Annotated in this window: 17 protein-coding genes; 5 read left to right on the forward strand and 12 right to left on the reverse strand. The window is 45.3% G+C overall.

Annotated elements, in window-relative coordinates:
• Positions 1–14 precede the first annotated feature (14 nt).
• On the forward strand, positions 15–1,880 hold the full coding sequence (mutL, locus tag NIASO_RS16565) for a DNA mismatch repair endonuclease MutL (protein ID WP_008587793.1): 1,866 nt from the start codon (positions 15–17) through the stop codon (positions 1,878–1,880).
• 95 nt (positions 1,881–1,975) lie between these two features.
• Here the strand turns inward: mutL and NIASO_RS16570 are convergent, their stop codons facing one another.
• Both NIASO_RS16570 and NIASO_RS16575 read right to left on the reverse strand, forming a co-directional pair.
• Positions 1,976–3,496: an OmpP1/FadL family transporter gene (locus NIASO_RS16570; protein WP_008587796.1), complete on the reverse strand. Its 1,521-nt coding sequence runs from the start codon at positions 3,494–3,496 to the stop codon at positions 1,976–1,978.
• An 18-nt stretch (positions 3,497–3,514) separates the two neighbouring features.
• Positions 3,515–4,570, reverse strand: coding sequence for a hypothetical protein (locus tag NIASO_RS16575; protein WP_008587798.1), 1,056 nt, complete (start codon positions 4,568–4,570; stop codon positions 3,515–3,517).
• A gap of 212 nt (positions 4,571–4,782) precedes the next feature.
• Here NIASO_RS16575 and proS point away from each other — a divergent pair, with 212 nt between their 5' ends.
• Complete coding sequence (proS, locus tag NIASO_RS16580) at positions 4,783–6,258, forward strand: proline--tRNA ligase (protein ID WP_008587800.1); 1,476 nt, start codon at positions 4,783–4,785, stop codon at positions 6,256–6,258.
• A 49-nt stretch (positions 6,259–6,307) separates the two neighbouring features.
• Here the strand turns inward: proS and NIASO_RS16585 are convergent, their stop codons facing one another.
• The 5 genes from NIASO_RS16585 to lpxA all read right to left on the reverse strand — a co-directional run bounded on the left by NIASO_RS16585 (position 6,308) and on the right by lpxA (position 11,588).
• A complete protein-coding gene (locus tag NIASO_RS16585) occupies positions 6,308–6,715 on the reverse strand; it encodes a cobalamin B12-binding domain-containing protein (RefSeq protein ID WP_008587802.1) in 408 nt (135 codons plus the stop codon).
• Between the two features lie 84 nt (positions 6,716–6,799).
• A complete protein-coding gene (locus tag NIASO_RS19790; protein WP_008587804.1) occupies positions 6,800–7,678 on the reverse strand; it encodes a MopE-related protein in 879 nt (292 codons plus the stop codon).
• A 288-nt stretch (positions 7,679–7,966) separates the two neighbouring features.
• Positions 7,967–9,592, reverse strand: coding sequence for a tetratricopeptide repeat protein (locus NIASO_RS16595; protein ID WP_008587807.1), 1,626 nt, complete (start codon positions 9,590–9,592; stop codon positions 7,967–7,969).
• A 594-nt stretch (positions 9,593–10,186) separates the two neighbouring features.
• Complete coding sequence (locus tag NIASO_RS16605) at positions 10,187–10,807, reverse strand: ABC transporter ATP-binding protein (RefSeq protein WP_245605197.1); 621 nt, start codon at positions 10,805–10,807, stop codon at positions 10,187–10,189.
• Positions 10,782–11,588 (reverse strand): acyl-ACP--UDP-N-acetylglucosamine O-acyltransferase, encoded by an 807-nt coding sequence (gene lpxA / locus NIASO_RS16610; RefSeq protein WP_008587811.1) that lies wholly within the window; start codon positions 11,586–11,588, stop codon positions 10,782–10,784. The genes NIASO_RS16605 and lpxA overlap by 26 nt, the downstream gene beginning before the upstream one ends.
• Before the next feature lie 196 nt (positions 11,589–11,784).
• On the opposite strand from lpxA, the gene NIASO_RS16615 reads away from it, so the two are divergent.
• A complete protein-coding gene (locus NIASO_RS16615) occupies positions 11,785–12,681 on the forward strand; it encodes a helix-turn-helix domain-containing protein (protein WP_245605198.1) in 897 nt (298 codons plus the stop codon).
• 51 nt (positions 12,682–12,732) lie between these two features.
• On the opposite strand, the gene NIASO_RS16620 is transcribed toward NIASO_RS16615, so the two are convergent.
• Together NIASO_RS16620 and NIASO_RS16625 are read right to left on the reverse strand one after the other, a co-directional pair.
• Entirely contained in the window at positions 12,733–14,025 is a 1,293-nt protein-coding gene (locus NIASO_RS16620; RefSeq protein WP_008587814.1) for a sugar MFS transporter, read from the reverse strand.
• A 140-nt stretch (positions 14,026–14,165) separates the two neighbouring features.
• A complete protein-coding gene (locus NIASO_RS16625; protein ID WP_008587816.1) occupies positions 14,166–14,741 on the reverse strand; it encodes a DUF6580 family putative transport protein in 576 nt (191 codons plus the stop codon).
• Positions 14,742–14,877: 136 nt separating this feature from the next.
• Here NIASO_RS16625 and NIASO_RS16630 point away from each other — a divergent pair, with 136 nt between their 5' ends.
• Together NIASO_RS16630 and NIASO_RS19795 are read left to right on the forward strand one after the other, a co-directional pair.
• Positions 14,878–15,984 (forward strand): DUF3667 domain-containing protein, encoded by a 1,107-nt coding sequence (locus tag NIASO_RS16630; protein WP_168128496.1) that lies wholly within the window; start codon positions 14,878–14,880, stop codon positions 15,982–15,984.
• A 17-nt stretch (positions 15,985–16,001) separates the two neighbouring features.
• Positions 16,002–17,039 carry a DUF3667 domain-containing protein gene (locus tag NIASO_RS19795; RefSeq protein WP_008587820.1) on the forward strand — a complete coding sequence of 346 codons (1,038 nt, stop codon included), beginning with the start codon at positions 16,002–16,004 and terminating at the stop codon, positions 17,037–17,039.
• Positions 17,040–17,050: 11 nt separating this feature from the next.
• Here the strand turns inward: NIASO_RS19795 and NIASO_RS16640 are convergent, their stop codons facing one another.
• From NIASO_RS16640 to NIASO_RS16650, 3 genes are read right to left on the reverse strand one after another with little or no spacing between them, the layout of a single operon-like run.
• Complete coding sequence (locus tag NIASO_RS16640; protein ID WP_008587822.1) at positions 17,051–18,721, reverse strand: C45 family autoproteolytic acyltransferase/hydolase; 1,671 nt, start codon at positions 18,719–18,721, stop codon at positions 17,051–17,053.
• Positions 18,714–20,216: a phytoene desaturase family protein gene (locus NIASO_RS16645; protein WP_008587824.1), complete on the reverse strand. Its 1,503-nt coding sequence runs from the start codon at positions 20,214–20,216 to the stop codon at positions 18,714–18,716. Before NIASO_RS16645 ends, NIASO_RS16640 begins: the two co-directional genes overlap by 8 nt.
• Positions 20,217–20,272: 56 nt before the next feature.
• Positions 20,273–21,460: an ATP-binding protein gene (locus NIASO_RS16650; protein ID WP_008587826.1), complete on the reverse strand. Its 1,188-nt coding sequence runs from the start codon at positions 21,458–21,460 to the stop codon at positions 20,273–20,275.
• Positions 21,461–21,463 lie beyond the last annotated feature (3 nt).

Genomic DNA, 21,463 nt, shown 5'->3' on the forward strand with positions numbered 1-21,463 from the left:
ACAAATAGTGAATAGTGCCTGATAAGATCCTGTTATTACCCGATAATATTGCTAACCAGATCGCAGCCGGCGAGGTCATCCAGCGACCTGCCAGCGCGGTAAAAGAATTGCTGGAAAATGCCGTAGACGCGGGCGCTACCTCCATCCAATTAATTGTAACAGACGCAGGCAAAACATTATTGCAGGTGATTGATAATGGTAGTGGCATGAGTGAAACCGATGCCCGGATGTGCTTTGAACGGCACGCCACTTCCAAGATCCGCAATATCGATGATTTGTTTCATGTGCGTACCATGGGTTTTCGCGGAGAGGCACTGGCTTCTATTGCCGCCGTGGCACAGGTGGAACTAAAAACAAAACGGCCGGAGGACGAAACGGGTACTTTTATTGAAGTGGCTAACAGTGTGGTGGTACGACAAGAGCCTGTTGCCACGCCCAACGGTACCAGCATCGCCATGAAAAACCTGTTTTTTAATGTTCCGGCACGCCGTAATTTCCTGAAAAGCAATGCTGCCGAAATGCGGCATATCGTAGATGAGTTTACACGGGTAACCATGGCCTATCCGCATATTAAATTCACGCTTACCAGTAACGGGCAGCAACTGATGCACCTGGAGCCCGGAAGCCTGACGGCAGCGCAGGCCGGCCTCAAGCAACGCATCGTGCAATTATTAGGCAATAACTATAATGCTAAAATGGTTGCGGTTACGGATAATACGGCATACATGAATATCCATGGTTTTACAGGTAAGCCCGAAACGGCAAAAAAGACCAGAGGCGACCAATACTTTTTCGTGAACAACCGGTTTATTAGAAGCGCCTACCTGAACCATGCTGTGATGAACGCTTACCAGGAACTGATCCCTTCAGATAGTTTTCCGATGTATGTTTTATTTATCGACCTGGATCCCACTCAAGTGGATGTAAATGTGCATCCGACCAAACAGGAAATAAAATTTGAAGATGAGAAGATCGTATATGCTTTTGTGCAGGCTGCGATAAAACATGCTTTGGCACAGTTCAGCATTACCCCCACCCTTGATTTTGATCTGGATGCGTCTATTCAACAGTTGCCTTCTGTAAGTCAACCTTTTACGACGGAAAAAAAAGAACAGATCTCAGGAGGTTCCTTATACAAAGGGTTTACGCAGAAAAACCAGGCGCATTTTATTGAGAAGCCATCAGCAGGGGAATTAAAAAGCTGGAAAGAATTTTATGAGCCTGTTAAGCAGGAAGAAGCTGTGTTCGACTATGAAAAGAGCGAACAGCAATACCTGGCAATCCAAAAAAAGAAAAGTGCTATAGAAGTAGATGATGATACTCACCTGGAACAGGTATTGAATTCCTATATCATCATGCCGGTTGAGCGCAGTTTTTTATTGATCGATCAGCAGGCGGCGCACGAGCGGGTGCTGTATAACCAGATGAAACAGGCTGCCGCCGGCACCCCTGTTGTAGTGCAGCAATCGATGTTCCCGGTTACGCTGGAATTGACGCCAACCGATACAGTTTTACTAAACGAACTATTACCAGATCTTTTGCTGCTGGGCTACCAGATCGAACCTTTTGGGAACAACAGTTTTGTGGTACAGGGAACCCCCGCTGACCTGGACGATACCGATCCCAAGCATCTGATCGATTTTACCCTGGAACAATACAAACATTTTAACAGCGATATCCGGGTTTCCAACAGGGAAAAACTGATCCGCTCCCTGGCGCGGCAGCGGGCGGTTAAAAAAGGCACAAGATTAACCGAGCGCGAATTACGAGGGCTGGTTACCGACCTGTTCCAGTGCGAACCCTATAATACCTCCCCAGATGGAAATCCCACCTATCTTGAATTTAAACAAGAGCAGATTGAGAAGATGTTCGGGCGTTAGGCGACGCAAGACCAATAAGGTTTCCAAAACCTTATAGGCCTAAAAAAACCTCCCGAAAAATCGGGAGGCCTCTATAACCAAATTTAAAACACATCTCAGATTTTTACACCAAGCGTCAGCACAACTCTTGAGCCATTCGACTTAATATTTGCCGGATCAAAGCTGTTCCTGTTTTCAAGGCGGTAGGGATAGTACACATCTGTTTTAGCAGTGTACACATAGCCCAGATCAATAAAGAAACCGTGGTTACGATAACCCAGGCCCGCGGTACCCTGGTAAACGTTTCCTTTTTCACCTGCAAGATCTTTATAAGGATTGCCATAATAAGCGCCGCCCACACGGGCCATAAAAGTGTTGAATTTTAATTCGGCGCCCAGCCGCGCATTTACGGCTCCTTTATATGCATTGCCAATTGCCGTATTCAGCCCATCGAAATAGGAAACATCGGAAGAGCCGTTATTGCTGGATACGGTCCGGAACCGGGACGACATATAATTTACGTACTCAACATCGGCAGTAACCAGCCCCTTTTGGCTGCTTACATTATTCAGGTTTCCAAAAAGATAAGTAAAACTACCCATCAGGCGATAGGGCGTTTGTAATGCGTAATCATAAACAGAAACCTCGTTGGGTCGGGACTCCACATCGTTCTGACCGCCATTTTGCGGAAGGTTTTCTGTGTTGGCCCAGGCGTAAGCATCGTAAGTATCTGTAAGCGTGTACCAGGTAGGTGAAATAGCTGAAAGCCCGATCCGGAAGTTCTGAACCGGGGCAAATACGGCGCCCAGTTTCAGGTTGATCCCCATACCTTTTGTAGTGAGATAGTCGTCAAATTCTGCTCCGTTAAATCCGTTAGTCTGATTTGCTAAGTCGGGATCAGCCTCGGTAAAGATCCTCGTGGCTCTGTAGCGAAGCACTGGCATACCTATAGAACCTCCCAAATAAACTTTATCATTAATATTCGCCGCACCTCCAACGGCTATTTCTGTAATGCCTCCCTCGGTTTTTAATGTTCCTCCCTGCAAAATGCCGGTGCTGGAAACGACTGCGTCGGCGGGTGAGAAATAATTGCCATTGGCATCTTTAGTGACCCAGTTTACGTCGTAAGCCAATTTGGTATCATAAGTGGCCAGCCCACCCCCATCTCCCTGGATCCGCTGCAGGAACATATCGGCCATGGAACTTTTGTGGTTCAGTCCGTTGTATTCAATACGATTATTAAAATCCGCCACACGGGTAAGGCCAATACTAAAAGCAGAGCTTTTCAGGGCACGGTCGCCACGGGTGGTGTTGGCAAAGACGATGCCGCTGGTACCCAGGAAACCGCTTGCTTTGGAGTCCTTCGTCGTTTGCCCGTAATAAGTAGCTGTATTGCTGATGGCATTCATGCCACCGGAAATGACCGCATCACCTGTTTTATAGAATCCAAGGTTTGCCGGGTTGGTAAAAAGGGTGGAAATTTCGCCGCCGATAGAGCCGCTGGCGCCCCCAAGGGCCTGAACACGGGCCGATCCCTGAGCAGGATACCAGGAATAACGCAGGGCATCTTCAGGAGTCTGCGCCATAAGATAGTTTGCAGCGGTTAACAACAAACCAGCCAATATGATTTTCTTCATCAATAGTAGTTTTAAATATTAAAATCTTCTGCCACTTCCGCCACCGCTGCTTCCGCCGCTGCTGCCCCCACTGCCGCCTGATGAAGCCGGTGGTGAATAGGAGGGTGTTGAAGAGCGCGTATCCATGGCTGACCTGTTGTAATCTGTGGAACGGGTGGGTGGGTTATATCTTTCAACAGTTCTGTTAGTAGTTGTATTTTGACTGAAACGTTCGCGCAGCGCATCGGCCCGTCCCTGGGAGCTGGAGTTAGCAGGATTGGTATTAACGCTGCTATTGGTGCGTACCCCATACGTGCTAAAGGAGCCACCATAATTGCCAGTGGTTCTGCGGGTAGTGGTGGTACCGCCGGAGGTTTCTCTTAAAACCCCGTTTGCATTACTTAGTATCCTCCGTGTGGCATCAGCCTGAACACCCGATCCACGCCCACCGTTAAGTATTGAGGGGTTGTATGTGTTTAAATTGGTGCGTCTTTGCTGGTAGTTAACCCTGCTGCCAACGATAACGCCCGGTCCGTAGCCATAATAGTAAGGGCTGCCCCACCATCCGGTGTACCAGGGATCATACCAACCGCCTCCCCAGCCAAATCCGCCATACCAGCCAGCGTACCAGGGGCTGTAATAACCACCCCATCCCCAGGCATAGCCTAATCCAAAACCGCCGCCCCAACCCCAGCCGGGATAATAGGGGTTATAATACATATTCCAGTAGCCCACCGGTGACCAGGGGCTATTCCAGTAAAACGGATCGTTCCAGTAATTCCAGTTGTTATAATAGCTGAAATCATAGCGGTTACCATAATAATACCAGTCATTAAGATCCGACCATAAATAACGGTTGCGGACTTTCATGCGCAGGTAGCGATCATCATAATCTGCATAATCATCCTCCTCATCATAGGATTCATAATCGCGGTAACGCTTATTGTCCTGTTTCTGTACGTTCGCATATTCATCAGCCGGCGGGGCAGGGGAGTTGTATACATCATCCGGCGTTTGCCCGATTTTATAAGCGGTTGCGCAGCTACCCAGAAGCAGTGTAAACGCCAACAGAGAGAAAAGTGTTTTAAGATTCATTTTGGCGGGTATTTTAATATTCTCGTTTCAATTTTTAACAGGCAATTGCAGTTAATTCTTAATGTTTTAGATATACCTTTGCAATTCTGTGTAAAGTTAAGTTAATAATGACGTATCCTTTGTTAAATTGGATGCAAAATAAGTTGTTTTTACATAGATAAATGACGGAAAAACTGCGGAAAACGCAACAATTTTATTTTTAATAGCAACACATGAGCAAGGAAGTTACTTCAAGAGCAGCAGACTATTCGCAATGGTATAATGACCTGGTAATAAAAGGCGGGCTGGCCGATTATTCTGCCGTACGCGGATGTATGGTTATAAAACCTTACGGATTTACCCTTTGGGAGCATATGCGCGATGCATTGGATAAGATGTTTAAAGATACCGGCCACGTAAATGCTTATTTCCCGCTGTTCATCCCAAAAAGCTTTTTAAGCAAGGAGGCCGCCCATGTGGAAGGTTTTGCAAAAGAATGCGCCGTAGTAACGCATTACCGGCTGAAAAACGACCCGGATGGAAAGGGGGTAGTAGTAGACCCCGAAGCAAAACTGGAAGAAGAGCTGATCGTACGGCCTACCAGTGAAACCATTATCTGGAGCACGTATAAAGACTGGATCCAGTCGTACCGCGATCTGCCGCTTTTGATCAACCAATGGGCGAATGTGGTGCGTTGGGAAATGCGCACCCGGTTATTTTTACGTACAGCCGAATTTTTATGGCAGGAAGGGCACACGGCACACGCTACCCGTGAGGAAGCGGTTGAAGAAGCGCGTAAAATGCTGGAGGTATACGCTACTTTCGCCGAAGAGTTTATGGCGCTGCCGGTAATAAAGGGTGTGAAAACCGCCAGCGAGCGTTTTGCCGGTGCAGAAGATACCTATTGTATAGAATCCCTGATGCAGGATGGAAAAGCATTGCAGGCAGGCACCTCCCACTTTCTGGGACAGAATTTTGCAAAAGCATTTGATGTAAAATTCCTGAATAAAGACAACCAGCAGGAGTATGTTTGGGCCACCAGTTGGGGTGTAAGCACGCGATTAGTAGGCGCGCTGATCATGGCGCATGGCGATGATGAAGGGTTGGTACTGCCCCCGCGGATCGCTCCTTTGCAGGCAGTGATCATTCCTATTTACAAAGGACCGGAACAGAAGGACCTGATTGATGCGAAGGCAAAGGAGATCCTGGAAGATCTTAAAAGCAAGGGTATCCGGGCAAAATATGATGATAACGATAACAACCGGCCGGGATGGAAATTTGCCGAGTATGAAATGAAAGGTGTTCCGGTGCGCCTGGTATTGGGCGCGCGTGACCTGGAGAACCATAAAATTGAAGTGGCACGGCGTGACACGAGGGAAAAAGAAACCGTGAACCTGGATGGCATTTCCCAGTATGTAGACGGGCTATTGATAAAAATACAGTTTGAGATGCTGCAGCGGGCCCGCAAATTCATGGAAGAAAGCATTACCAAAGTGGATACCTGGGGTGATTTTGTAAAAGTGCTGGATGAAAAAGGCGGCTTTGTATCTGCGCATTGGGATGGCACCGCTGAAACCGAGGAAGCCATCAAAGAAAAAACAAAGGCAACGATCCGCTGTATTCCACTGGATAATCCCCAGGAAGACGGTGTCTGTATCTTTTCAGGAAAGCCGTCGAAAGAGCGGGTATTGTTTGCGAGAGCGTATTAAAGGTTTCTGGTTTGAGGTTTTTTGTTTGATGTTAACCTCAAACATCAGACTAGAAACTTCTTTTTTGGGCCACGTCTGTTTTAATATAATCTGCAATGGATTGCGTGGTGCTGCCAGGGGCGAATATTTTTCCGACGCCCAGGTTCAGCAGTTTTGCGGCATCATCTTCTGGTACAATACCTCCGCCGATCAGCAGCACGTCGTTCATTTGTTTTTGCTGCATTAAGTCGATGACTTTTGGGAAGACCGTCATATGGGCGCCGCTGAGGATACTGACGCCGATAACATCCACATCTTCCTGTAGGGCTGCATTCACTACCATTTCGGGGGTTTGGCGTAAACCGGTATAAATCACTTCCATGCCTGCATCGCGCAGCGCGGTAGCAATAACCTTAGCGCCCCGATCGTGGCCATCCAAACCAATTTTAGCCACCAAAACACGAATGGGTCTGTTCATGCGCACAAACGTACATTAAATTTTTCATCCGGAAAATTACACAAAGACCGGGTGAAAAATTTAAGGTAAAACATGGTATTGCAACTAAAACGACCGGATGGCACGAACATTATGCCGGTAAGAATCGTACTTGGTTACAGTGGTCTGATATCCAAAGTTGAAGAATTTGAACCAGGCGGAAGTATAGTCTGACTCCGTAGAACTCCAATAGCTATTGGGAATATCGTTGGTATTGGTGTCAAACCCGCCAATGGCAAAACGATTTACGTAAAGTATATTCAGCTCGGCAAGACTTGGTAAATACCAATCATCATGGCCATTCAACACCAGGTCGGCGCACAGTTTGGCAGCATAGTTACCATCGCCGTAATAGTCAACAATTTTCTTTGTATTGGCGGCGCCGGTACCTAGCGCATCGCTGGTGCCTAAAAAGGCAAAGGGTGCGATGGGGGCCCATGGAATGCCTGAACCCTGGTCCGAAGGAGCAGCGATCAACCCATGTGGCGTATTGGCATCATAACCGGGATCACCGGATTTTAGAACATAAGCAATCTTACCACCCTGGTAATCGCCTCCTAAAGGCAAATCATCAGCCATGCCGTTACAATTTTGATCGATGCCGTCTCCGATTATTTCGGTAGCGCCGGGGTGAATGGCGGCATTATTGTCATCGCAGTCGCCCATTTGCCCATATCCACATTTGTTGGTGGGCACATATCCATCGTTATCCTGATCATCTAACCTTACGTCGCCGTGGCCGGCATGATCGGGCCATGCCGCAATACTGATGGTGATTGTTTGCCAGGTGTTTGTTGTTACATCATGATGGCAAATAGAAATCTTTGAAGCATTGTTCTTTACGGCAACGGTTGTAATTATCCTCTGCTGCTGGTGGGTGGTGGCGTCTTTTTGACATGCCGTTACCAACGTAACGGAAAATAGGCCCAGTAAAAGCTTTTTCATAATAATCGTTGTTTATTTTAAAAATATTAATGCTCCGAAATCCTCTTTATTTCCCGGTTGATTGCCGCCAAATGCATATTTGTAAAAATGATAAGCAGCAGGATCAACACCAGTATAAGCAGCAGTATAATAATCAGGCTGCTGTATTTTTTAATAAAGCGCATGGTAGCTTTCACCTAATTTACCGCTGGGGTGAACCGATTTGCAAGTTTTTTGGCTGGCAATTGCCTGTCAGTCACCTGTCAAAATCCTGTCAGGAGCATTGAATGACTGATAATAAGATGATTGTCAGATCGCAGCAATAATTGTTTCCAGTTCATTGGTAGAAGTGGTGCCAAAACGTTGCCGCAGGCGCTGACGGGTTTTGTGCACACTGTCAACGCCAATGCCCTGCATGGCTGCTATCTGTTTTGTATTGAGCCGGATCTTTATTAAAGCAGCCATCCGTTGTTCGGCTTCGGTAATGCCGGGCGCTTTGTCGCGGAGCATTTTAAAAAATGCGGGATGTGTTTTTTCAAAAAGCGATTTGAAATGCTGCCAGTCCGTTTCGGTGAGTATCATTTGGTGGCTCAGTTCTTCGATGGTTTGCGCATCCTGTTGCTGATGTTGCTGCTGTTCGATGCTTGTCTGCAGCTCTTCGATCCGGCTATTCTTTTTGATGACCTCTTCTTTGAACCGTTCCAGTTCTTTGGCCGCCAACTGCTGGTGCTTTTCTGCTTTTTTCCGCCTTCGGTTCAGCCACCCTGCCGCCAGGGCTGCCATAAAAACAAGTAGCGCAATGCCGGTATTTCTTTTATTAATGGCCTCGCGTTTTTCTTCCGTCATGCTCTTTAATGCCAGTTGCTCTTTTTCATAGGCTGCTTTTATAAAAATATAGCGGTTGTTGCTCAGTTCCCTGGTACGGCTTACACTGTCATTATAAATACGTTCCCATTTAGAATAGGAATATGCTTTGGCAGGCTGCCCGATGGTTTCATAACAAGCCGCTAACGATTCATACACCCGGTTCAATAATTCTTTATTTCTACCCTTGTTCAGCGCTGCGCTTTTTAACAGGGCTGGAATGGCTTTTTGAAAGTCCTTTTCCTTCATTGCTATTTTACCCATCATTTCATAAGCAATCAAAGAATCATCCGGCTCTTTACTGTGTTTGGCAATTTCAAAAAGGCGGGCATCCACTATTTTTGCGCTGTCCAGCATACCCAGTGCTACAAAGGAAGGCAGGCGGTTCTTATACGCTATTTCCTGCCAGGCGGGTTTTTTGATCTCCATGCAATATTTCCGGAGCTTTTCAAAATAAAAAAGCGCCGAATCATGTTTTTCCAGTTTCCGGTAGGCCAGCCCCAGGTTATTGTAGGTGTACATAAAACGGAACGGCTTTACCAGTGTGTCCGCGAGCCTTAAACCGGTGCGCAGGTAATCGATCGCATCTCCCGGGTAACCGGCAACCAACAGGGCTTCGCCCAGCCACATGTAAAAAATACTTACTGCTGCAAAGTTTTCCAGGCCCAGGTAATGATGCAACTGTAATGAAGTGGTGGCATATTGAACAGCCAGTTCTGTCTGGTTCATCGAATTCAGCATTTCGGCGTACCAGCGGCCAAATTCGGCCTGCAAATAGGGATCCTCCATTTCAACGGCCTCATTCAGGCATGCCTTCATTTGTGACGCGTACAGCGAATCGCCCTCTTTAAGATAATAGAAAAACAGTTTTGCTTTTACCGACCGGCCCAAAAGCCTTAGCCGCTTGTTTCCTTTAGAACATGCTTTTTCTATAGAGATAGCGGCCCTGATCCTTGAAGCGGAATCAATTTTGGTAATATCATAGTAAACCGAATAATGCCGGATGACCTGCGATTTGCTGTTATCCTCCAGCCTTTTTACCCAATCGGAAACCGGAAGGGTTTGCCCCATTAAAAAAAAGGAGTTTAAAATAAAAAATATAAGCAGATATATTCCCCTCATTCTGAATTCAAAATAAGAAATAAAGTTCATTTTTTGCCGGCAACCGCATCCTATATCCAAGTTCCATTTCTTTTTTCGGAGGTTTGGTCGCTTTTATCCCCTGCAAGCTGCCAAAAACCAGCGTCGCGGCTGGTTCTAATGATTCCCTGTTTTTTGGGAAGCGGATGCCTGGTTCACGACCCGGCATTGCAAGGACGATGAAGTGGGTCCCGATAGCTATCGGGACAACAGGTGATGATAGCAGCACTGGAGCCGGCTTATACAACCATTAGCTGATTAAGAAATGGCTTAATGGGCCCTAATTCTTAATGGTTAGCCGGCCAGCAATACATAAGCCAGCGGTTGCAATTGCCAAAGGCAATAGAATAAGGGATTCGAAACTACAAGTTTCGAATAGCTGCCCGGATTTATACCGGACGTTGCAGTGGATCCCGATAGCTATCGGGACAACAGGTGATAATAGCAGCACTGAAGCCGGCTTGTACAACCATTAAGATAAAGAGAAGAACTTAACGCAATTCTTAATCCTTAATGGTTTAATCGTTACTTATAGTCCATGATATTCAACTGGTTATTGCAGAAACGATATTCCGTTTCGTCGTTGCTGCCCACCAGTACCAGTCGTTTTTTGCAGTACTTTTCGATCAATGTGTAATACAGTTCTATTCCCTGCCGGTCCAGGTTGGTGCAGGGCTCGTCGAGCAGAACAATGGGTGCATCAGCATAAATACATTGCGCCAACTTTGCTCGTTGTTTCATGCCACTGGAAAACTGGGCAATACGCTTATGCTGCGCGGCTTCCATCCCGATCTCGGCAATGATCTGCTCAGGGCCGATGCCCGGAACAAAGGGCTTGAACTGTTCATGAAAACTTAAAAACTCATGCAGCGTCATTTCTTCGACGATCTCCAGGTAGGGCGCGCAATAGGAAATGTATTGGTAAATTTTGTCCGCGGGGATCTTTGAGGCGCTGGCCCATTGGCAATTGCCTTCGTTGAGCAGTATTGCCCCGCTGATGGCTTGCAATAAAGTGCTTTTGCCGGACCCATTGGCCCCGATGACAGCATAACTGTTGCCCGATTCAAACTGATGGGTGAGGTTTCTGAAGATCCAGTCGCGGTTAAACCGCTTTCCAGCCTTATTCAAGGCTATCGTCATCGCCATTTCCTTTGGTATACCGTTTAATAATGCCCCGGGTACTTTCCTGTACAAAAGTAAGGATCTCGTCTCTTTCGTCGGTAACGGGAAACTCTTCTTCCAACAACTGTACGGCCTGGGTTACGTTTAACCCCCGGTTATAAAGAACGCGGTAAATGTCCAGGATATTATTGACCTTATCAACTGAATAGCCGTTTCTTTTTAAACCAACAGAATTGATACCGGCATAGCTCAGGGGCTGACGGGCTGCTTTAATATAAGGAGGAACATCCTTGCTTACCAGCGAACCGCCGCTAATGAAAGCAAAAGAGCCGATTTTTACAAACTGATGCACGGCGCACACCCCTCCAAAACCCACGTGGTTACCCAGGATAACATGCCCGGCAATCTGGGTGCTGTTACTGAGGGTGCAATAATCGCCAATAACGCAGTCGTGCCCGATATGGCTATAGGCCAGGATCCAGCATCCTTTGCCCACCACGGTTTTCCAGCGGTCGGCTGTGCCGCGGTGGATGGTTACAAATTCGCGGATCACGCAATCATCGCCTATTTCAACAATGGTTTTTTCCCCGTTGAATTTCTTGTCCTGTGGCTCAGAACCAATAACAGCACCCGGGAATATTTTGCAGTTTTTACCAACGCGCGTGCCTTCCAGTATGGTTACGTTGGAACCGATCCAGGTGCCTTCACCAATCTCTACATCCTGGTGGATCACGGTAAAGGGATCGATTTTTACGTTGCGCGCAACTTTCGCATCCGGATGTATATAAGAATTAAAATGAATCATTTATTACGGGATCAGACTGAATTTAAATATGGCGCAAATTTAGACATTCGGCTAATAAGTGTAATTATTTTTTTTAGTAATAGGTTGCAAATCAGTTATTATTACGAACGGTTGACATTTGCCAAAGGCGTTTGCCATATCTTTGACGCCGGTTATGGGCAATACGGAAGAAATTACTCGATTCAATTTCAAAGACTTGGATTATCATTCCACTGCGGACCTGATCTCGCACAAGGTGCATCAGATCCCGGGTGCGGTGCAATACGAGATAAAAAGATATGCCCGAAATAGCAATATTTTAACAGAAGATATAGGCCTGCTGGCCTACCAATATAACCGGCAGGAACCCCAAAAAAATAACCTGCAATTAAAATTTTGTGTTGCGGGAAACACCTATTGCTCAAACGAGCAATGCAGCAAGTGCTCCAAAGGCAATGCTAAAAGCTGCGTTAACAGTGGTAATAGCATTAATATAGTGCAGGTGCAGTTTTCGCCGGCACAGTTGGCACAGTTTATAAAATCCAGGACCAGCAACAGCTTTAGCGATTCGCTGCTTAAGTTTAAACATAAAGTTTCCTTTACCCGCAGCCTTCCTCTTTGTTGCAAAACAAAAACCGTTATTGAAGGGCTGTTGGAGCATAATTATAATGGTACCCTGGAAAATATATATGTAAACGCCCAGTTGCAGATGCTTTTGCTGTTGACAATGGATTCCATGACCGATGAGCAGGCGTTAGAAGTGATCAACTGTAAATTTTTATCAAATGATGCCGATAAAAATAAAATAGAGCAGGCCCGGGAAATTTTGATCGAACATATTGGCGAGCCCATAACTATTAAGGAGCTAAGCCGTAAAGTAGCGATGAATGAATGCTACCTTAAAAAGGGATTTAAAGAATTATACGGCACTACTATTTTCGACTTTTACCAGAACCAGCGCATGGAACACGCCAAATACCTGTTGTACGAAAAAGGCCTGAGCGTAACCGATGTTTCCATGATGCTGGGGTACTCCTCCATTTCTCATTTCAGCACCGCTTTTAAACGGCTTACGGGGTTAAAACCCTGTGAGTTGTTGTTTGCGTCCAAATAACAAGACCTGTGAGGTTTCAAAAACCTCACAGGTCCGTTCCTGTTTTCAAAACTATTTTTTCAGCCGGTGCAACCCTACTTTATGTCCGCTTACCGCGAAATACAGTATGTAGAGATAGCATGGTAATACTGCAATAAAATATGCCAACTGGAAGTTGATCTGCAGGTGGTCTTTTAAAAAGCCATAAAGGAGCGGTAAAATAGCTCCGCCGGCAATCCCCATGATCATAATGGCCGAACCAATCTTGGTGAATTTACCTAAATGGCTGATCCCCAAAGGGAAAATAGCCGGCCACATTAATGAATTTGCCAATCCTAATAATGCGATGAAAACAACCGATGCATAGCCTGATGTAGCATAGGCTGCAACGGAGAATATGATCCCCAAGATAGCGCAGATCCGCAATGCTGTTTGCTGGGATAGTACCTTGGGTATGGTAAATATACCCACGATGTACCCCACCAGCATGCCGCTTAAAGTGAGCGTGGTAAAGTATTTTGCAACATCCGGACTGATGCCGAGTTGTTTTCCGTAAACGCCAATAATGTCTCCGGCCATCACCTCCGCCCCCACATATACGAAAATACAAAGGGCTCCAAGGAATAAATGGGGAAATTGAAAGATGCTCCTATGATGGATCACTTCGCCGCTGGTAGTATCTACCACATCTTCCTCAGGGTGCACTTCGGGAAGGTGCAGCGAGCGTACTAAAACAGCAAACAGGATAAAAACGATTGCCAAAACAATATAAGGAGTATTTACACGACTGAGCACATCCGATAAAAGCTGTTCTTTTTCGGAACCGGTTGCGGCGGCGATCTTTGCTTCTGTTTCGGCGGCGTTTTTCAGGAACAGGGTGCCCATAATAACCGGAACCAGCATCCCCGCAAATTTGTTACAGATACCTGCCATACTGATGCGCTTTGCCGCGCTTTCAATGGGGCCGATGATGGAAAGATAGGGGTTGGATGCTGTTTGCAGCAACGCTAGCGCAGCCCCCTGAACAAAGATACCGGTCAGGAATAATTCAAAAGATCTTGATTTTGCTGCGGGGATAAAAATAAGCGATCCCAGCGCCAGCACTACCAACCCGACGATGATCCCGTTTTTAAAGCCAGTTTTCTTTAAGATCCACGAAGAGGGAAGCGCCAGGAAAAAATAGGCCATATAGGAAGAAAAAGTTACCAGGAAGGCCTGGATGTCGGACAGGCCAAAAGATAATTTAAAGAAGGGGATGAGGGTGCCGTTGGCCCAGGTTACAAATCCGAAAATAAAAAATAGCGCGCAAATGGTTGCCAGCGGCAAAGCAATATTATTTTTGGATACTGAAGCGGTATCTGTCATTACAAATCGTTTATTAAATGAATTTTGGTTCTAAAAATAGGCATTTTATTGTTCTCAAATATAACCGTTGCAACCGTTTGCGCATAAAAAAAGCATGAATCGTTAAAGAATTCATGCTTTCATGATTCGGAGTTTATATATCAGGCTTTTGAATACTTCAATAAAGGCAGCTTTTTTTGTGCCAGGCCGAATATGCCAAATAATACAATACAATAAAAAAGATCACCCGCAAACTGACCCAAAAATAATTGGTTGCTGAACTGATTATAGAATGGAAGCGCCCGCAGATAGGTCATTCCCAGCGTAAGCCCGGCCTCATGTGTTGGGCCGCTTGTAATGCCATTGGCAAACCAAACGCCGAAATTAGAAACCAACCAGAAAATGGCCGACCCCGAAAAGGAATAGCCTAATACCTTAACTGTCTTTGCCGTATGCATGGTGGTGCCCAATGCTGCAACCAAAATCATTCCGCCGTAAACAAACAGTTGGGTTACCCCGTAAAACCCTTTGATACCGATCATATTTAACACCAGGTCCGAGAATAAATAGGCCAGGAGCGGGATTAAATAGGCCTGCCATTTTTTTTCAAAGTTGGCCCCGCCAAACAGGGAAATGGCTACCAGGGGCGTAAAATTATAAGGATGGGGAAGGATGCGGCTTATTGCAGCAACCCCTATCATGAGCGTAATAAACCAGAATTTGCTTGTTATTTTCATACTTCACAGTGAATTTGCTGCCGTAAAAGTAAAAAACTTTTGGGAATTGGCCCTGACCAATCTTTTGATGATGCCCCGCCTGAAAAAATTGCAGTGTTTGTATCTTTATTCCTATTTTACCAGCTCAAAGGCTTTTATGCATAAAAAACACAGGGCTGAGAACAATTGCCTGAACTGCGGAAACACGGTTGAACAGTTATTTTGCACCCACTGCGGACAGGAAAATCTCCAATTGCACGATTCTACCTGGCATTATATATCACATTACTTCCAGGATCTGTTTCATTATGATGGAAAGTTCTGGCATACCATAAAAAATCTTTTTATAAAGCCAGGGCAGGTAGCCAAAGAATTTTGCCAGGGAAAGCGTTTCGCCAACCTGGATCCCGTGCGGTTATATGTTTTTGTGTCGACTGTTTTCTTCCTTTTGTTTTTTTTGATACCGCAGCACCAGGATGAGACTAAGAGGGTAAGGAAGGAATATAGTGTCCGGTTAAACAACCTTGATAAAGAAAAAGAATACCTGAAAGGAACACCTGCATTTGGTTTTGCTGATTCCCTTTATAAAGCCGTTGCCGATGAAAATCAAAAATGGGAACGGAAAGAAGCGATTGGCAAAGCATTAAAAGCGGGAGCAGATTCTTTAACGTCTGCAGAGGTGGGTAAAGAGATCGATTCAGATTATGCGGCGTCCATTGCAGATACTATAAAAGAGCAGAAAGATATTTTACAACAGCAAGCACAGGATTCGAAAAGTTTGTTTGACCGAATGAAACAGAAGAAAGCTGCAGAAGAATACGGGGGGGATGAACAGAAGATGCAACAAGCGGTTGTAGATCGGTTTCTTCATAATCTTCCGAAAGTTGTTTTTGCAAGCCTTCCTTTTTTTGCTTTTTTTCTATGGTTGCTGCACCGGCGTAACACCCGGAAGACCTATGGCGAAAATCTGGCGTTTTCCATTTACTATTATTCCTTTGTGTTTATCATTATGCTGGCGGGTATAGTATTAACGGCAGTGGGATATCGTATTACGAATGAAAATGCGGCACGCCTTACCAGGAACTGGCTGGCGGCCGGTATCTTTTTTTATCTGTTTTTTTATTTTACCCTTGCTATGAAACTCTTTTTTGGCGAAAGCTTCCGGCGCGCACTATTTAAGCAAACCTTATGTTTATTGTTAACCGCCGCTGCAGGAGTATTAGTTATAGCCGCCGCCTACCTTATATTATTTTTTATTAGTTAAACACGGATCCGTCTGCTATGCACAAAAGATTGAGAAATGATCCTTCCTGTTTGAATTGCGGCGCAACAACTGACAACCGGTTTTGCGGCAATTGCGGCCAGGAGAATCTGCAAATACACGATTCCGGATGGCATTTTATTTTACACTATATACAGGACCTGTTTCATTATGACGGAAAGTTCTGGAGTACATTAAAAATGCTTTTCTTTAAACCAGGTCTGGTTGCACGGGAGTATATGGAAGGCAAACGTAAGCGCCATCTGGAGCCGATACGTTTGTATGTTTTTGCGTCAACGATTTTTTTTATTATTGCTTTTATTAATAATAAGCAGGAGAAAGAAACCGCTGCCGCCGAAAACTACCCGGCAAGACTATACCGGATAGAAAAAGAGCAAGCGTATTTTAAAGGTAAACCGGGGGTGGTATTTGCCGATTCCTTATATCAATTTATTGCAAAAGAAAAAGAACTTAATGAAAAGGCCGCACAGAAACCGACTGTCAAAGGGGTGTTTGATACGCTTAAAAGGGAGGGCGTAGATAACCCGGTTATCAATGGGGCCCGGCGCTTTGCTGAAGGGGTTGTTAATAAGGTGGCACAAAAAAGTAAAGAGGAATATGAAGGCGACCAGGATGAGTTATTGAGGGAGCTGCCGGAAAAGATTAAGCATAAGCTACCGCAATTGTTTTTTGTAAGCCTGCCTTTTTTTGCCTTTTTTCTTTGGGTGCTGCATCGCAGAAAAACAAAAAGATCCTATGCCGACAATTTTATTTTTTCCGTTTATAATTATTCTTATATCTATATTGTTTTACTGGTGGCAACGCTTGCTGATCTGTTAACAAGTCTGGCATTTCCCAATACTGTGGTTGCTGCTATTACCGGTTATCTTTGGACGGGGATTATCTTTTACCTGTTTGTGTACATGGCACTGGCAATGAAGCGCTTTTTCGGCGATGGTTTTGGACGCGCGGTTTTAAAGGAATCCGTGGCATTGTTATTTTCAGGCATTATTATTTTAGGTTTGTTCGTGGGATTGGGCGCATGGTTCCTGTACTAAGAAAAGGGTAGTTATCCTGCTGTTTTCTCTCTTGCTTTTTTGAGCATTTTCTCGGCATGCTCCCGTTCCCCGTGATTGGCAATTTCCAGGGTTAAAGCCTTTTGATAGAACTGCGCTGCTTTTGAATAAAGCCTGTTTTTAAAACAATAATCGCCCGCCAAAATATAACTATTGTAAAAAGTGGGATTGTCGGCTACCAGGCTATCGGGATTGATTTGTTCCCCATTCTGGACCCTGGCACGCAAAGCACGAAATTGCTCAAACCGTTTAAAGGCCGGCGTGTAAATAAATGAATCGGCAGGGATTGTTAACGCGGATTCGTTTACTTCAATATTTTTACTAAGTCCCTGAAGTGAAAAGATCTTTTTCAGATCATAACAAACATAAGGTCCCAACTGCCAGGGAGCGGTAGAGACCCAAACCAGTAATTTCTGTGGTTCAAAAACAATAGAATGATGCGCGATAAACTGGTTGACCGCTTTTTCATTACCCAGCCCGATATCGGCGTTGTTCATTCCCCTGAAATCACGGAGAATATTAATCGTTTTTTGGACAGAGTTTTTTCCGTTTTCGGAAAGCAACTGGTTTAGGCGGTTGTAGCGGTAAACCGATGAGCTTTTCTCCCGCATTTCTTTGTTGGGTTTCGAATTCCAGAAGGCATTACTCTGGAAATGGTTCGTGCAAAGAATGGAATTTTTACGGGGATCATAAACGGCCAGGGAATCCGGGGTCTTTTCTATGATCACCGCCTTATTGTCTGCCGCAGACCCCACCAGGAACGATTCGGACACAAACATTTTCCGCTTGCGTGCGATGGCGATGGCTTCATCTATGTTTTTTGCATATTGGATCACTTCGCGGGCAACCAGCGATACCGGGGTGGCTGCACCACTAGGAACACTGCTTTTTGCGGCATTGATCGTAACCGTCAATCCCTTTTCATTCATCCCGGATACCACACCGATAAAGCCCCCCCAGGTAACGCTCATGAATTTATACCCGGCAGAGGGGTTAACAAATTCGACGATCTTATTTTTTGCAAAATCATCACCCACATAAAAGTCAAAATTGCGCCCGATGATCATAGTGCTGTCGGCGGAGGCCGTACCCCAGGTACCAAAAGAGGTACAGCCTACCAATGCGAGGTTTTGAAGGGCATGGCCAATGTCGTGCGCAGAATGATAGTTTAAAATACGCTGGTATTTATCGCCGATATAGCCATAGTTATCAGAGGCTGATCGGGATATACCAAAGATCTCGTCTTTATATTCATCCGCAACATAATCCGGAAGTTTGCGGTTGAACCAGCCGATAAAATATTTCAGGAAGTGACGATAAAAATTCGATGGCACCATACGGTTGATCTGCTCGCTGAAATAATCCTCCTGCAACTGTACCAACTCTTTACTTAATTTGCCATTAATGACGCCCCGCTCAAAAGGAGCACCCTTTATATATAATTCGTAAAGACCGGAGTTGCTTTTGCGGAACCAGTTATTCCCGATCGTGTATAAACCGCTATCAGGTTGCTGGCGCTGCAATTGTAATGCAGCGGTGTCTTTTATTTTGGGTTCAGGGATATCAGATACCCACACCAGGTAGGCGAATAGCAGGCCGAACAGTAAAACGATCACTGCCAGTACTCGTAATAATCTTCGTAAAAATTTACTTTTTTTAAGCATTTCTTATTTTATCAACCAGGGTGTTATCATTGAGCAACAGGGTACAGGTTAACACCGCAGACAGCGAAGTTCCTAAAATTCCATGCAAATTCAGGTTCTGACCTGTTAAAAACAGGTTGGGTATTCTGGTACGCGGGCTGATGACCGTTTTTAGCGGGTCGGTAAAATCTTTTTGTATGCCGTACATTGATCCATCGGCAATACCAATATAATCGCGGTTGGTCAGTGGCGTGGCGGCATAAATATGGGCTGCATTATCGACGATCTCAGGAAAACGTTCATTTACCAACGCAAGTAGTTGATCCGTTTTTTGTTTTTTAAAGGTTTCGTATGCGGCACCTCTTTCGCTTTCTTTTCCGGCGCGGTTATAAGTGTGCTGCCACTGTTCCACATTTTTGAACCACATAGGGGTCAGGATTGATACCGAGGCGGCATATGTTTTATTTTTTCTGTCTGCTGTATAGTATAACCCGTAGCCCAGCGGCCAGTCGGCTGTAGTATAATCATTCATATTCCACAAATGCCCTTCTTTGTGATAATAATAATTATGATTTTTATACAGAACGGAATACGGTTTTAAAACGATATGTAAGGAGAAAGAACTGATCGTATTTTCCAGACCCAAAATCCGTTTTCGATAGATTACTTTTAAATGAGCAGAGTGCGTACTGCTTAAAGTAGCAGCCGGGCTCATGTTTGAAATAAAATAACTGGCGGAAAAGCGCCTGCCATCTTCTGTTTCAATATGCGTGATCTTCCCGGCTTCTTCCACGATCCGGTTTACGGTACAATTGCGGATGATCGTTCCTTTATGTTTTTTTATTTCCGCGCCCAGCAGCTTTGCAATTTGCGAGCCTCCGTCCACACATTTCCAACTGCTTTCGATATAACTGTTTACAATAAGCGCATGTACATGGAAGGGTGTTTTACCGGCAACGCCGGAATACAATAAATTATTGCCGGCCAATACCGCCTGTAATTTTTTATTGGAAGTAACGGATTCAATTACTGCCTTTGCACTGAGCGATAGGATGGCGTCTTTTGAAGCGGTGCTATGCATTGTTAACCGGTACAAAGGAAACCGGTTGCAGGTATCTTTTACGAGGTTGCAATAATGGATGATCGCTTCCTTTTCTTCAGGGAAATCGACCCCAAGGTTTTTTATAAACGCATCATACCCCTGGCTCTGAACATATTCTTTTGGGTCATGCTCCAGCAGGAAATGGTCAAAGGCTTCGTCCATTTTTTCCAGGCGTAGCTTATCCATAATACCAGCATATTTAAACACCTGGTATAAGTTCTGCCCTTTCTCCAGTCCGCCAATATAATGCACACCCGTATCGAAGATTTGTTTGTTGCGCGAAAAGGTTTGCAGGTTGCCCCCCAGTTGCTTGTTCTTTTCAATAATGCAAACATGCATGCCTTTTTTGGCCAATATGCTGCCGCATAAAAGCCCGCCCAGACCGCTTCCTATGATTACAACGTCAAAGTACATGAATATTAAGCTGGAAGGTAATCAAATTCAAATCTTTTGCTGTTGGCTGTGGAGGTTTATGACTGAGAATCATGATAAGCTAATAGTTCTTTCATCAAATCTGGTAATGGTATTGCAATGATGTCATGGCCTAAGGAAAATTGATCTCTACCGGAATAGACCACAAATCGCTTATCCGCTTTAATATCATCACAGGCAATATGAAAGCCTTTGGACAGTTTGGGTACGGAATTGCGTTTGATTTCAATAGCCCATTTTTCTTTTCCCGAAAATTCCAATACCAGATCGATCTCTGCCCCGGCCGAGGTGCGATAGTAATAGGGTTGTGCATTGGAAGGGGCCACAGACAGGAGATTTTCAACAATAAATGCCTCCCAGCTTGCTCCAACTACCGGGTGCCCCAGGAGGTCGTTATATCGGGATATGTTAAGGAGCGCATGTGTAATGCCACTGTCCCTGACCATAATTTTGGGCGCACGTACCAGCCGTTTGCCTATATTAAAAGTCCAGGGTTGTAATCTTCGTACCAGTAAAAGATCCACCATAAGGTCAAGATAGCGCCCAATAGTGACACTCGAAACTTCCAGGTTCCGAGCTAACTGTGAGGCGTTCCATATGCCGGATTGATTATGTGTCAGCATTGTCCAGAAGCGTTCTAATGTTTGTGCAGGAATGCGTGGGCCTAACTGCGGAATATCACGTTCCAGGTAAGTTCTTATGAAGTCGCGCCGCCAATGAAGACTGTCGTTGTCACTGTCGGCCAAAAGACTTTCCGGAAATCCGCCCCGTAACCACAAACGGTTTAGTAACTCCTGATCGTCCGCTGCGTATTCCAGTACGTCAATACCATATAGTTCCGCATAGGCAATTCTGCCAGCCAGGGACTCACCGGATTGTTGTAACAGGTCCAGCGATGCGGAACCAAGGAACAGGAACAGCCCCGTTTTATTTCCTTTTCTTCTTTCCCTGTCTATAATGCCACGGAGTTGACCAAAGATTTCAGGGGTCCGCTGAACCTCATCCAAAATGACGAGTTTCCTGGTATTTGCAGTGTAAAAAGACGCTACATCTTTTATTTTTTCTATGTCCAGCGGGTCTTCGAGATCCAGGTAAATGGCTGGCTGGGTCTTGGCTAAATCTAATGCAAGCGTGGTTTTGCCCACTTGTCGCGGACCCATAAGGGCCACTGAGGCACTACGCTTCAGAATTTTTTGGAGTTGTGTTTCCAGCCTGCGTTTAATCATCCT

The sequence above is a fragment of the Niabella soli DSM 19437 genome (genome assembly GCF_000243115.2).
Taxonomy (GTDB): Bacteria; Bacteroidota; Bacteroidia; order Chitinophagales; family Chitinophagaceae; genus Niabella; species Niabella soli.

What these genes read in the sequence shown, in the direction of transcription:
- NIASO_RS16570 (WP_008587796.1), bottom strand. Translation starts at nt 3,496, where the DNA reads ATGAAGAAAATCATATTGGCTGGTTTGTTGTTAACCGCTGCAAACTAT.
- NIASO_RS16575 (WP_008587798.1), bottom strand. Translation starts at nt 4,570, where the DNA reads ATGAATCTTAAAACACTTTTCTCTCTGTTGGCGTTTACACTGCTTCTG.
- proS (WP_008587800.1), top strand. Translation starts at nt 4,783, where the DNA reads ATGAGCAAGGAAGTTACTTCAAGAGCAGCAGACTATTCGCAATGGTAT.
- NIASO_RS16585 (WP_008587802.1), bottom strand. Translation starts at nt 6,715, where the DNA reads ATGAACAGACCCATTCGTGTTTTGGTGGCTAAAATTGGTTTGGATGGC.
- NIASO_RS19790 (WP_008587804.1), bottom strand. Translation starts at nt 7,678, where the DNA reads ATGAAAAAGCTTTTACTGGGCCTATTTTCCGTTACGTTGGTAACGGCA.
- NIASO_RS16595 (WP_008587807.1), bottom strand. Translation starts at nt 9,592, where the DNA reads ATGGGGCAAACCCTTCCGGTTTCCGATTGGGTAAAAAGGCTGGAGGAT.
- NIASO_RS16605 (WP_245605197.1), bottom strand. Translation starts at nt 10,807, where the DNA reads ATGGCGATGACGATAGCCTTGAATAAGGCTGGAAAGCGGTTTAACCGC.
- lpxA (WP_008587811.1), bottom strand. Translation starts at nt 11,588, where the DNA reads ATGATTCATTTTAATTCTTATATACATCCGGATGCGAAAGTTGCGCGC.
- NIASO_RS16620 (WP_008587814.1), bottom strand. Translation starts at nt 14,025, where the DNA reads ATGACAGATACCGCTTCAGTATCCAAAAATAATATTGCTTTGCCGCTG.
- NIASO_RS16625 (WP_008587816.1), bottom strand. Translation starts at nt 14,741, where the DNA reads ATGAAAATAACAAGCAAATTCTGGTTTATTACGCTCATGATAGGGGTT.
- NIASO_RS16630 (WP_168128496.1), top strand. Translation starts at nt 14,878, where the DNA reads ATGCATAAAAAACACAGGGCTGAGAACAATTGCCTGAACTGCGGAAAC.
- NIASO_RS19795 (WP_008587820.1), top strand. Translation starts at nt 16,002, where the DNA reads ATGCACAAAAGATTGAGAAATGATCCTTCCTGTTTGAATTGCGGCGCA.
- NIASO_RS16640 (WP_008587822.1), bottom strand. Translation starts at nt 18,721, where the DNA reads ATGCTTAAAAAAAGTAAATTTTTACGAAGATTATTACGAGTACTGGCA.
- NIASO_RS16645 (WP_008587824.1), bottom strand. Translation starts at nt 20,216, where the DNA reads ATGTACTTTGACGTTGTAATCATAGGAAGCGGTCTGGGCGGGCTTTTA.
- NIASO_RS16650 (WP_008587826.1), bottom strand. Translation starts at nt 21,460, where the DNA reads ATGATTAAACGCAGGCTGGAAACACAACTCCAAAAAATTCTGAAGCGT.